This window comes from Pantoea sp. C1E2 (assembly GCF_056491465.1).
In genome coordinates, this window is record NZ_JBSZHT010000002.1 from 620,672 (window position 1) to 632,838 (window position 12,167).

Consider the following 12,167-nt stretch of genomic DNA (forward strand, 5'->3'; position numbering starts at 1 on the left):
TCAAGGGTTCCACAGCATGGCAAATAACGTCACCGGTATTCAAAGAATAGTGAATGCAGCCGGTTATTCCTGGCAGGGCCTGCGTGCCGCCTGGCAACATGAAGCCGCATTTCGCCAGGAAGCCATTGCTGCACTGGTGGCCATTGTGGTGGCCTGCTGGCTGGATGTCGATGTGATTTCCCGAGTGCTGATGATTGGCTCCGTGGTGTTGGTGATCATCGTTGAAATCCTGAATAGCGCCATTGAAGCGGTAGTCGATCGCATTGGGCAAGAGCGCCATCCCTTAGCGGGACGAGCAAAAGATATGGGCTCAGCGGCGGTATTGCTGGCTATATTACTGGCTCTGTTTGTCTGGATCGCGCTGCTCTGGTCGCATTTGCGATAGGTATTCCAGAATCTTCAAACCGCTGATTTTTCCCTCTGTTTTGGTTTTCATTTCGCCAATACCTGTATATACTCACAGCGACTGTATAAACAACCAGGGGGCGGGATGAAAGCGTTAACAGCAAGGCAGCAGCAGGTCTATGATCTGATTCGCGACCATATTAACCAGACCGGCATGCCGCCAACGCGTGCGGAAATTGCTGCGCAACTGGGTTTTCGCTCGCCCAATGCGGCGGAAGAACACCTGAAAGCATTGGCGCGTAAAGGCGTCATTGAGATTGTCTCAGGTGCATCACGTGGTATCCGCCTGCTGATGGAAGAAGAAGTCTCCGAAGGGCTGCCGCTGATCGGCCGCGTGGCTGCCGGTGAACCGTTGCTAGCTCAGGAACACATCGAAGCGCACTATCAGGTTGATGCCAATCTGTTCAAGCCTACTGCCGATTTTCTGCTGCGCGTCAGTGGTATGTCGATGAAAGACATCGGGATTATGGATGGCGACTTACTCGCTGTGCATAAAACGCAGGAAGTCCGTAATGGCCAGGTTGTGGTGGCGCGCATTGATGACGAAGTCACCGTCAAGCGCTGGAAAAAGCAGGGTGCCATTGTGCATCTGCTGCCTGAAAACACCGATTTTCAGCCGATTGTGGTCGATACCCGTGAGCAAGCGCTGACCGTTGAAGGTCTGGCTGTGGGCATCGTGCGTAACGGCGAATGGCTCTAACCTCTCGTTGAATTCCCCCGCTGCGGTTGGTCGCTGTGCTGACCGCAGTCTGATACATTGATTTTCCTCTTCAGGCTGATTGCCGGTTAATGGTCCAATTGACCAGCGCAACAATGGAACGGGCGAATGCGGCTGTTTTCCTCTTCAGATAAAGCATTGTGGCGGCTGGCGCTGCCGATGATCCTCTCCAATATTACCGTTCCGCTACTCGGTGTCGTCGATACGGCAGTGATTGGTCATCTCGATAGTCCCATTTATCTCGGCGGCGTGGCGGTGGGTGCGACAGCGACCAGTTTCATCTTTATGTTGCTGCTGTTTCTGCGTATGAGCACCACCGGTTTGACCGCACAGGCATTTGGTGCGAACGATAAAACCGCACTGGCGCGTGCGTTGACGCAACCGCTGTTAATAGCCCTGGTGGCGGGCGTGCTGTTTGTATTGCTACGTACCCCCTTTAGTTTTGTCGCGGCCTCGTTAATGGGCGGCAGCCCAGAGGTGCAGCATCAGGCACAAATCTTTATCAACATCCGCTGGCTTAGCGCACCGGCAACGTTAGCCAATCTGGTGATATTAGGCTGGTTGCTCGGCGTGCAGTATGCGCGTGCACCAATGGTACTGCTGATTGTCGGCAATCTGGTGAATATCCTGCTCGACCTCCTGTTTGTACTTAAGCTGCACTGGGGCGTTGCGGGTGCAGCGGCAGCGACTGCTGTGGCGGAATATGTCACGCTGGGCGTGGGGTTGTGGATGGTGGTGCGCGTGCTCAAGCTGCGCGGTATCTCTTTCAGTCTGCTAAAACAGAGCTGGCGTGGTGATGCAGCACGGCTGTTTCGCCTCAATCGCGACATCATGTTGCGCTCGCTGATGGTGCAAATCTGCTTCGCGTCCCTCACCCTGCTTGGGGCTCGTTTGGGGCCTGATATTGTCGCTGTAAATGCGGTATTGCTGATGTTCCTCACTTTCACGGCCTACGCGTTGGATGGTTTTGCCTATGCCGTAGAGGCCTGCTCGGGCGAAGCTGTGGGAGCGAGAGATCGCAGTCGCTTGTTATTGATTTGGCATGCCGCCTGTCGGCAGGCCGGTATCGTTGCCCTGGCGTTTGCAGCGATCTATGCGCTAACCGGCCCCCAAATTGTGGCGTTGCTCACCTCGCTTGAATCACTGCGTGAGATGGCCGATCGCTATCTGGCATGGCAAGTGATTCTGCCGTTGGTCGGAGTCTGGTGCTATCTGCTGGATGGTATGTTTATCGGCGCCACGCGCGGGCGTGAAATGCGTAACAGCATGGTGATAGCCGCTATAGGTTATGGACTGGCGCTGCTGACACTCCCCTGGCTCGGTAATCACGGTTTATGGCTGGCGGTAGCGGTATTCCTCACTCTGCGGGGCGTGACGCTATGGTGGGTGTGGCGCCGTCACTGGCGGCATGACACCTGGTTTGGTGCTTAAATAAGCGAAGCGTAACCTACAGATTAATCTGTATTTTTTGCGCAATCCCAACTGGCTACTATAATTATCTCAAACGGCGCAATTGAGTAGCGCGTTGTGTGGGTGATTACCCTATTTCTTAGGGGATCATCACATCTCACTCAGGATGATGTGGAGGATTATTATGAACAAAGACGAAGCGAGCGGTAACTGGAAGCAGTTCAAAGGGAAAATGAAAGAGAAGTGGGGCAAGCTGACGGATGATGATATGACTGTCATCGAAGGTAAACGCGATCAGCTTGTTGGTAAAATTCAGGAACGCTACGGCTATGCGAAAGACCAGGCTGAAAGCGAAGTGAAAGACTGGGAAAGTCACAATAAAGACTACCGCTGGTAGCTTTTAGTGAATTAAGGAAGATGCTCCTACCCCGCCGATCACCCGTCGGCACGGCACAGGGAAGTGCCACTCAACCTTTTCTTACCCTCTTCTTCATATCCGTTTCATGGTCATGTTTGCAGCTATCATGATGTTTACAGGCAGCGACTTCAGCGCAGTTTTCGCATAAACCATGTGCTTCAATTACCGTGTGACGCAAAGAGAACCCCGCCTGATCGGCTAATCCCGCAATGATTTTCTCCACGCCATGTGCATGCTTTTCACTGACCGCAGCACAACCATCACAGACCAGCATCACTGACGTATGTGCAGGCTCGTCGAAATGGTGGCAAACCACATAGCTGTTATTCGATTCAACACGATGAATGAAGCCCTGCTCCAGCAGAAAATCCAGCGCGCGATAGATGGTCGGCGGTTTTGCCTGCGGCTCGCTGATGCGGAGTTGATCCAGCAGATCATAAGCACTGATCGAACCATTCTGCTCAGCCATTAAACGCAGCACTTCAGCGCGTTGAGTGGTCAGGCGCACGCCGCGGTCAAGACAAAGGGATTCTGCCTGAGTGAGCAGTTGTGCGGGCGTGAGGTTTGACATAAGTGTTCTCCAGGTTGCATGCGATGTTATTTTATCACACAAATTTTTACCCTGCTGTGATTGCTTTTTACCCGGTTAGTGTCCAGAAAAAATTTGGCTAATCAATTAATTAACTTAACCTTCCTCGTGTGCTCGTTACATCTCTTTTTACAGACCCTCTATTAGATCAGTGATATAGCGTAATTATCACACTACTTTTGCTTTGCAACTCACCGGCTTAGCGTCTAAGGTTCAAAAGGTCTTAAGTAATATCTGGTACCAATTTAGGCTTTGTTCATTTTTCTGCATAACTAAACAGCAGAATGGTGTGGTTGCATCCAATTCTGCGAACAGCAGTGCTATTTCCTTTTAATTCACAGCAATGATGCGTTAGCCAGGGTTCAGAATAGCGGCTAACTAAACTGTTTCGTTTCTGAGTTATTCAGCGACATTTCAAAGGTGATGGCAGGCTCATGGTGAAGACATTATTCAGGCACAAAAAAGTAGCTTATCTTGTTGGTTTGAATGCAGTATTTCTTTCTTCTTCAGCTCTGGCAGCAGGTACCTGGTATGACGCGCGCAACGATGCCATGGGTGGCACCGGCGTCGCTTCATCAACATGGAGTTCAGCGGTGCTGGCTAACCCGGCATTGATGACCAAAGCCAAACCTGAAGATAGCGTCAGCGTCATTTTCCCTTCAGCCGGTGTGCAGGTTACCGATAAAGACAAATTAATTAACAAAGTCGATGACATCACGGACAGTGTTGATCGCTACAAAGAGGTGATCGACAACCTGACGTTTGCTGACTATTTAAGAGGTTATCCGGAATTAAAGGCCGCTGCGGGTGACATGGCCAATCAGCTGGATGATTTAAAGGGTGATAAAGCACACGGTACAGCAGGTGTCGCTTTTGCTGTTACGGTGCCGAATGAGACGCTGCCTTTTGCCTTCATTACTAAAGCCTACGGAACAGCCAGCGTGCAAGCTAACGTTGTGGATAGCGATATTACCTATCTGCGCGGTGTGGCTAACGGCACGGTGATCCCCGTTCCGGGCGATCAGGATAAATTGAGTTCGAGCGGTCATGGTCTGGCAGCATTAGTCACGGACTATGGTGTGGCACTGGCACATGAGTTTGATGTCGCTGGTCATCCGATTTCCGTTGGCGTAACACCTAAGCTGCAAAAAACCTGGCTGTATAACTACACCGCAAGTATTTATAACTTCGATAAAAGCAACATCAACAACAGCCAATACCGCAGTTCCGATACCGGCTTCAACATTGATGCAGGCATCGCGACCGACTTTGGTGAGCATTGGACGTTGGGCGTGACGGGGCAAAACCTGATCTCACGCGACATCGACACCAAAACGGTGGAAGGCTACCGCGATACCTATCAAATCCGTCCGCTGGTCACGACAGGTCTGGCCTGGAACTATGGTCCGTTCACGCTGGCTGGCGATGTTGATTTGACGCAAACCAAGCGTTTCAAATCAGAAGAGAGCAGCCAGTATGCAGGCGTGGGTGCGGAGTATCGTGTGCTGGATTGGTTAGCGCTGCGCGCAGGTTATCGTGCGGATATGAAATCCAACGATACCAATGTGTTCACCGCAGGTCTTGGCGTTTCACCGTTTAACAATACCGTGCATCTGGATCTTGCTGGCACAGTGGGTGATGACAATACCGTGGGCGGCATGCTGCAGCTCGGATTTAACTTCTAAAACCAGCAATAACGGGCGGCTGTGTCGCCCGTTATTGCTGTGATATGATTGCGCAGATTCTCGTCACTCACTAACTCCGGATTTGCTGCGTTTCATGACCGATACTTTCTCTTCGCAACGTTTTTCCATCGCCCCGATGCTGGACTGGACCGATCGCCACTGTCGTTATTTCCACCGCAAGTTAAGCGGCGACACGCTGCTGTACACCGAAATGGTGACAACGGGCGCCATTATTCATGGTAAAGGCGATTACCTCGCTTACAGCGAAGAGGAGCATCCGCTGGCGCTGCAGTTGGGCGGCAGCGATCCTGCGGCACTGGCGCAGTGTGCCAAACTGGCGGAAGAGCGCGGCTACGACGAGATTAACCTCAATGTCGGATGCCCATCCGACCGCGTGCAGAATGGGCGTTTCGGGGCCTGTCTGATGGCTGACGCCGCACTGGTCGCCGATTGCATTAAAGCAATGCGCGATGTGGTGAGCATTCCGGTCACAGTGAAAACCCGTATCGGGATTGATGAGCAGGACAGCTATGCCTTCCTGTGTGATTTTGTTGGTACGGTGGCTGATAAGGGCAACTGCGATACCTTTATTATCCATGCGCGTAAAGCCTGGCTTTCAGGTTTGAGCCCGAAAGAGAACCGCGAGATTCCCCCGCTGGATTATCCGCGTGTATACCAATTGAAGCGTGATTTCCCGGCGCTGACCATGGCGATTAACGGCGGCATTAAGACGCTGGAAGAAGCAAAACTGCATTTGCAGCATATGGATGGTGTGATGATGGGCCGCGAAGCGTACCAAAATCCGGGCATTCTGGCGCAGGTCGACCGGGAGCTGTTTGGTCGTGATACGCCTCTAATCGATCCGGTCGCGGTGGTACGCGCGATGTACCCTTACATCGAAGCGGAGCTGAGCAAAGGCACTTATCTTGGCCACGTTACACGTCATATGCTGGGTCTGTTCCAGGGAATCCCTGGCGCGCGCCAGTGGCGTCGTCATTTAAGTGAGAATGCTCATAAGCCGGGTGCCGATGTGCGCGTGCTGGAAGCGGCACTGGCATTGGTAGCGGATAAGATTCCACAGGAAGCCTGATTTTAGGTGAGGCGCGGAAGGCAAGAGAGCTTGCCTTTCCCGTCCATTGAAAGAGGCATGGCTGTAGTTAGTGCGGTTTAAAACGCGCCAATGTTTAGTGAATTTCATCACTGTTGAAAAGCACCCTCTAATAATAATGCCCCGATTTTCAATAGATTAAGTATCAATCCACTTTGGCACGCATCTTGTAATGCACTCTGTGTTACTTACACAGGAGAGCCTTCGTGGAAATTTTATTTGTTATCGGCTTTTTTCTGATGCTGCTGCTGACTGGCGTTTCGCTGCTGGGAGTTATCGCCGCATTGGTTGTCGCCACCGTTGTGATGTTCCTCGGCGGGTTGTTCGCGCTTGTTATCAAATTGTTGCCATGGCTGGTGCTGGCGGTAGTCGGTGTCTGGCTGTATCGCGCTTTTACCACGCCGAGCGGTGAAGCGAAATTGAACAGACTAAAAAGAAAAATCAGTAAGTTAGAGAGACGGAGTTGGCGCTAATTGCGGAGGCGATCACAGAGTCGATAATTGCTTAGTACGAATCTGCAATTAAACATATTTTTTACTTATGTTTTCTGTCAGGATGCGTAAAGTAATTCAAAACGAATTCATCGCCGCTGACCCTACACCAGCGCGAACTATAAAAAGAAAGAAAAAAGGGCTTCCTTCGGGAAGCCCTTAACTTTTATGGAATCAGTAAGCTGGAACCTTGCGTAGCACGGCTCTCCAGAACCTGATGGGCGCGCACCGCATCCCTCAAGGCAAACTTCTGTTCTTCCGGCACTTTCAATTGAATTGCTCGGCTGGCGATCAATGAGAACAACTCGTTGCTGGCACTATCCAGTTCCTGGCGATTGGTGATGTAGCCAAATAGCGAAGGGCGCGTGACAAACAGCGATCCTTTCTTGTTCAGAATACCCAGGTCAACACCGGTAACGGGGCCTGAGGCATTACCAAAACTCACCATTAAGCCATGACGACGCAGGCTATCGAGAGAAGGTTCCCAGGTATCTTTCCCTACCGAGTCATACACCACCGCGACTTTCTCACCGTTGGTCAGTTCACTGACGCGCTGTGCAATATTCTCTTCGCGATAGTTAATGGTTGCCCAGGCGCCGGCATTTTTTGCAATCTGCGCTTTTTCGGCGGAACCCACGGTACCAATCAGATGTGCGCCCAGCGCTTTAGCCCATTGGCAGGCAATCAGCCCAACGCCACCCGCTGCGGCATGGAACAGGAAGATCTCATCGGCTTTCACTTTATAGGTCTGGCGCAATAAATATTGTACGGTCAGGCCTTTCAAAAACGAGGCCGCGCCTTGTTCAAAGCTGATGCTATCCGGCAGGATCACCAGACGATCTTCCGCCACGTTATGCACTTCGCTGTAGGCACCCTGCGCAGCCTGGCAATACACCACCCGGTCACCTGGCTTGAAGCGTGTCACGCCTGAGCCAATACGTTTCACCACCCCTGCGGCCTCTGTGCCCAGCCCGGACGGGAAAGCCGTCACCGGATAGAGCCCGCTGCGCACATAGGTGTCGATATAGTTGATGCCAATCGCCTTGTTTTCGACCTGAACTTCATGTTCGGCGGGATCGGCCAGCTCAAAATCGACCCATTGCAGTACCTCCGGGCCACCGTGTTGGTTGAACTGAATACGCTTTGCCATTCTGACTCCTGTGATTGTTCATCCTGGGACGGTATACTTGCGCGTCCCTTTCACGATCGGTAATGCATTCACTATGGCAGGAAATAAACCCACCAACAAATCCAACGAACCCCGCGATCGTCAGCTGGAAGGCGTGAAAATGCCGCCGCACTCTATTGAAGCGGAGCAGTCGGTGCTCGGTGGGTTGATGCTGGATAACGAACGCTGGGATAACGTCTCCGAGCGCGTGGTGGCGGATGATTTCTTCAACCGTTCGCACCGCATGATCTTCTCAGAAATGCAGCGTCTGCTGGAAATGGGCCAGCCAATTGACCTGATCACGCTGTCTGAATCGCTCGAAACACTGGGCGAGCTGGAGATGGCCGGTGGCTTTGCGTATTTGGCCGAGCTGGCGAAAAATACGCCAAGTGCGGCGAACATCGGTGCTTATGCGGATATCGTGCGTGAACGTGCCGTTGTGCGTCAAATGATCTCGGTAGCGAACCAAATCGCTGACGCTGGCTATGATCCGCAAGGGCGAAGCAGCGAAGATTTACTCGATTTCGCGGAATCCAACGTCTTCAAGATTGCTGAGCAGCGCGCCAATAAAGCGGAAGGCCCGCAGAACATCGAGCAAATTCTGGAAGCCACGGTATCGCGTATTGAAGCGCTGGTGTCGACCCCGCACGATGGTGTCACCGGTGTAGATACTGGCTATCAGGATCTGAACAAAAAGACCGCCGGTTTGCAGGGTTCAGATTTGATCATCGTAGCGGCGCGTCCGTCGATGGGTAAAACCACTTTCGCCATGAACCTGTGCGAAAACGCCGCGATGCTGCAGGACAAACCGGTGCTGATTTTCAGCCTGGAGATGCCCAGCGAACAGCTGATGATGCGTATGCTGGCGTCATTGTCGCGCGTGGATCAAACGCGCATTCGTACCGGCCAGCTGGAAGATGAAGATTGGGCGCGCATCTCTGCCACCATGGGGATCTTGCTTGAGAAGAAGAACATGTTCATTGATGATTCTTCTGGTCTGACGCCAACGGAAGTGCGTTCGCGCGCGCGCCGCGTCTTTCGTGAAAACGGCGGTTTAAGCCTGATCATGATCGACTATCTTCAATTAATGCGTGTACCGGCGCTGTCGGACAACCGTACGCTGGAGATCGCAGAGATCTCGCGCTCGCTCAAGGCACTGGCCAAAGAGCTCAATGTGCCGGTGGTGGCACTGTCCCAGCTTAACCGCTCGCTGGAGCAGCGTGCCGATAAACGTCCGGTGAACTCGGATCTGCGTGAATCGGGCTCGATCGAGCAGGATGCTGACTTGATCATGTTCATCTATCGCGATGAGGTGTATCACGAAAACAGCGATCTCAAAGGGATCGCCGAGATCATCCTCGGTAAACAGCGTAACGGCCCGATTGGTACAGTACGATTGACCTTTAATGGCCAGTGGTCGCGTTTCGATAACTACGCAGGCCCGTCTTACGACGACGAATAATCCTTTCCCGCTGGATGCATGCACGATTTGTGCATGCATTTCACGTCATCAGAAAATAGTGTTGGACAACCTTGGCTTTAATCAGGTTATCTGTACCAAAGCGCACCCTATAACGCTGTGGAAACAGAATGACTCAGGTAGACGATTACGACCTTAAGATATTGACACTATTACAATCTAACGGCCGCCTTACCAATCAGGAACTCAGTGATTTAGTCGGTCTTTCGGCGTCTCAATGTTCACGCCGCCGCATCAATCTTGAACAGGCAAACCTCATCCTCGGCTATCACGCACGGCTCTCGCCGGACGCGGTCGGTCTCGGCATGGTGGGCTTGATTGAAGTGCGTTTAAAGAATCACACGCCAGATTATGAAGAGAGTTTCCATCGTATGGTAGCGGAGGAAGACGCGATTGTTGATGCCTTCAAAACCACCGGTGATGCCGATTATCTGCTGAAAGTGGCCGTGTCTGATTTAGCCTCGTTGAGTGCGCTGATCAGTCAGTTGGTGGCAGGCCATCAAAGTGTGGCTCATGTGAAAACCTCAGTGGTGTTGAGCCGTTTAAAAGAAAACGGTGTGATGATTATCCCCGAGCACAAAACGCGCCAAAAAAGTGCATGATGTGCTAATCTGGTGCAATTAACGCACGATAAATGCAAAAAACGCGCACCGGAATAGAGATTTGTGCATGAATCAACGAATGCTGATTGGATTGATGCACAAAAACCTGCAATAAAAGCGCCTTAGATATCAATTGGATAATCGCTGGCACCCCATAGGTGGCGACCTCACGTCATCTATGTGGTGCGTTTTTTGCATCTGAACCGCATCATTTGCATTGAGATTAATCCATGGATAACGTTGTTCAACCTACCAAAGTCCCTCATTCGCTTATCGAAGACGCGCTGGCGATTGTGCTCGGCACCTTAATGGTGTCATTTGGCGTGATGATGCTGAAGCAAGCGGGCGCGCTCACCGGCAGCACCGCAGGTATCGCCTTCTTAATCAGCTATCTGACGCACCTTTCCTTTGGCAGCGCTTTCTTTCTGATCAACCTGCCGTTTTACTGGCTGGCGGTGCGTCGCATGGGTTGGGAATTCACCATTAAAACGTTCTGCGCAGTGGGACTGGTTTCACTGTTCACGCACTTACATCCGATGTTCATCCATTTTTCTGCGCTAAATCCGTTTTATGCGACATTGTTCGGTAACGTGGTGATGGGGATTGGGTTTATAGTGTTGTTTCGTCACAAAGCCAGTCTCGGCGGTATCAACATTTTGGCGCTCTGGCTGCAGGACCGCATCGGTCTGCGCGCGGGCAAACTGCAAATGGCGGTGGATACCTGCGTGGTGCTCGCATCGCTGTTCGTGGTGTCGCTGCCGATACTTTTGGCCTCAATTGCGGGCGCGGTGATCCTCAATCTCATCATCGCTATGAATCACCGTCCCGGCCGCTACATGGTTTAATGACGCCTCTTTACCGACTATTTATGACCAATCATGGAGATCTGCACCGTGTTTCAAAACGTTGATGCTTATGCTGGCGATCCAATTCTGTCGCTGATGGAAACCTTCAAACAGGACCCACGTGACACCAAAGTGAATCTGAGCATTGGCCTCTATTACAACGAGGCGGGCATCATTCCTCAGTTGCAAGCCGTGGCTGCCGCGGAAGAACGCCTGCAGGCGCAACCGCATCAGGCGTCGCTTTACCTGCCGATGGAAGGTCTGGGCCCATACCGTAACGCGATTGCACCGCTGCTGTTTGGCAAAGAACACCCAATGCTGAAAGCCGGTCGTATTGCTTCCATTCAGACGCTGGGTGGCTCAGGTGCGCTGAAAGTGGGTGCGGATTTCCTCAAGCGTTACTTCCCGCAATCTAACGTCTGGGTGAGCGATCCGACCTGGGAAAACCACATCGCGATTTTCAACGGTGCCGGTTTCGACGCACAGACTTATCCGTGGTACGACGAAGAAACCAACGGCGTGAAGTTTGATGCGTTTATTGCCAAGCTGAAAACGCTGCCGAAGCAATCTATTGTGCTGCTGCATCCATGCTGCCACAACCCAACTGGCGCGGATCTGACGAACGCACAGTGGGATGAAACCACCGAAGTACTGAAAGCGCAGGAGCTGATTCCGTTCCTCGATATCGCGTATCAGGGCTTTGGTGCCGGTATGGAGCAGGATGCTTACGCGATTCGCGCCATTGCCGCTGCAGGCTTGCCGGCGCTGGTCAGCAACTCGTTCTCGAAAATCTTCTCGCTGTATGGCGAGCGCGTTGGCGGCCTGTCAATTGTGTGTGAGAGCGCAGAAGAGTCAGCACGCGTGTTGGGTCAGCTAAAAGCGACCGTCCGTCGCAACTACTCCAGCCCGCCAAACTTTGGTGCGCAGGTGGTTTCTTGCGTACTGAACGATGAAGCGCTGTTGAACAACTGGCTGGCTGAAGTGGAAGCGATGCGTCTGCGTATCATCGAAATGCGTCAATCACTGGTCAACGTATTGAGCACCAAGCTGCCGGGCAAAAATTTCGATTACCTGCTGAAGCAGCGCGGCATGTTCAGCTACACCGGTTTAAGCGCACAGCAGGTTGATCGCCTGCGTGATGAGTTCGGCGTGTACCTGATCGCCAGCGGCCGCATGTGTGTGGCGGGCCTCAATAGCCGCAACGTTAACCAGGTGGCTGAAGCCTTTGCTGCCGTGATGTAACGCACT

13 protein-coding genes are annotated in these 12,167 nt (G+C 52.3%); 11 read left to right on the plus strand and 2 right to left on the minus strand.

Annotated elements, in window-relative coordinates; genetic code table 11:
* Positions 1-16: 16 nt before the first annotated feature.
* The 4 genes from ACXI0A_RS03075 (at position 17) to ACXI0A_RS03090 (ending at position 2,930) form a co-directional block, all read left to right on the plus strand.
* Positions 17-385 (plus strand): diacylglycerol kinase, encoded by a 369-nt coding sequence (locus ACXI0A_RS03075; RefSeq protein ID WP_224932138.1) that lies wholly within the window; start codon positions 17-19, stop codon positions 383-385.
* 105 nt (positions 386-490) lie between these two features.
* A complete protein-coding gene (lexA, locus tag ACXI0A_RS03080) occupies positions 491-1,105 on the plus strand; it encodes a transcriptional repressor LexA (protein ID WP_224932139.1) in 615 nt (204 codons plus the stop codon).
* A gap of 126 nt (positions 1,106-1,231) precedes the next feature.
* Positions 1,232-2,554 (plus strand): MATE family efflux transporter DinF, encoded by a 1,323-nt coding sequence (dinF, locus tag ACXI0A_RS03085; RefSeq protein ID WP_476150432.1) that lies wholly within the window; start codon positions 1,232-1,234, stop codon positions 2,552-2,554.
* 163 nt (positions 2,555-2,717) lie between these two features.
* Positions 2,718-2,930, plus strand: a complete 213-nt coding sequence (locus tag ACXI0A_RS03090; protein ID WP_034826959.1) for a CsbD family protein — start codon at positions 2,718-2,720, stop codon at positions 2,928-2,930.
* Positions 2,931-3,000: 70 nt separating this feature from the next.
* Here ACXI0A_RS03090 and zur read toward each other — a convergent pair whose 3' ends face one another.
* On the minus strand, positions 3,001-3,522 hold the full coding sequence (gene zur, locus ACXI0A_RS03095; protein ID WP_476150431.1) for a zinc uptake transcriptional repressor Zur: 522 nt from the start codon (positions 3,520-3,522) through the stop codon (positions 3,001-3,003).
* Positions 3,523-3,974: 452 nt separating this feature from the next.
* Here zur and ACXI0A_RS03100 point away from each other — a divergent pair, with 452 nt between their 5' ends.
* From ACXI0A_RS03100 to pspG, 3 genes are all read left to right on the plus strand, one after another.
* On the plus strand, positions 3,975-5,225 hold the full coding sequence (locus ACXI0A_RS03100; protein ID WP_476150429.1) for a conjugal transfer protein TraF: 1,251 nt from the start codon (positions 3,975-3,977) through the stop codon (positions 5,223-5,225).
* Between the two features lie 94 nt (positions 5,226-5,319).
* The gene (gene dusA, locus ACXI0A_RS03105; RefSeq protein WP_224932146.1) at positions 5,320-6,315 is read left to right on the plus strand and encodes a tRNA dihydrouridine(20/20a) synthase DusA; all 996 of its coding nucleotides are present in this window, start codon (positions 5,320-5,322) and stop codon (positions 6,313-6,315) included.
* 224 nt (positions 6,316-6,539) lie between these two features.
* The gene (gene pspG / locus ACXI0A_RS03110) at positions 6,540-6,806 is read left to right on the plus strand and encodes an envelope stress response protein PspG (RefSeq protein WP_224932147.1); all 267 of its coding nucleotides are present in this window, start codon (positions 6,540-6,542) and stop codon (positions 6,804-6,806) included.
* Between the two features lie 184 nt (positions 6,807-6,990).
* Here the strand turns inward: pspG and ACXI0A_RS03115 are convergent, their stop codons facing one another.
* Positions 6,991-7,974: an NADPH:quinone reductase gene (locus ACXI0A_RS03115; protein WP_476150426.1), complete on the minus strand. Its 984-nt coding sequence runs from the start codon at positions 7,972-7,974 to the stop codon at positions 6,991-6,993.
* 73 nt (positions 7,975-8,047) lie between these two features.
* Between ACXI0A_RS03115 and dnaB the strand changes: the two genes are divergently transcribed.
* From dnaB to ACXI0A_RS03135, 4 genes are all read left to right on the plus strand, one after another.
* Positions 8,048-9,454 carry a replicative DNA helicase gene (gene dnaB, locus ACXI0A_RS03120; RefSeq protein WP_034826934.1) on the plus strand — a complete coding sequence of 469 codons (1,407 nt, stop codon included), beginning with the start codon at positions 8,048-8,050 and terminating at the stop codon, positions 9,452-9,454.
* A gap of 128 nt (positions 9,455-9,582) precedes the next feature.
* On the plus strand, positions 9,583-10,074 hold the full coding sequence (locus tag ACXI0A_RS03125; RefSeq protein WP_476150424.1) for an Lrp/AsnC ligand binding domain-containing protein: 492 nt from the start codon (positions 9,583-9,585) through the stop codon (positions 10,072-10,074).
* A 230-nt stretch (positions 10,075-10,304) separates the two neighbouring features.
* Positions 10,305-10,919 carry a YitT family protein gene (locus tag ACXI0A_RS03130; RefSeq protein WP_084936102.1) on the plus strand — a complete coding sequence of 205 codons (615 nt, stop codon included), beginning with the start codon at positions 10,305-10,307 and terminating at the stop codon, positions 10,917-10,919.
* A gap of 48 nt (positions 10,920-10,967) precedes the next feature.
* Entirely contained in the window at positions 10,968-12,161 is a 1,194-nt protein-coding gene (locus ACXI0A_RS03135) for an aromatic amino acid transaminase (protein ID WP_476150422.1), read from the plus strand.
* Positions 12,162-12,167 lie beyond the last annotated feature (6 nt).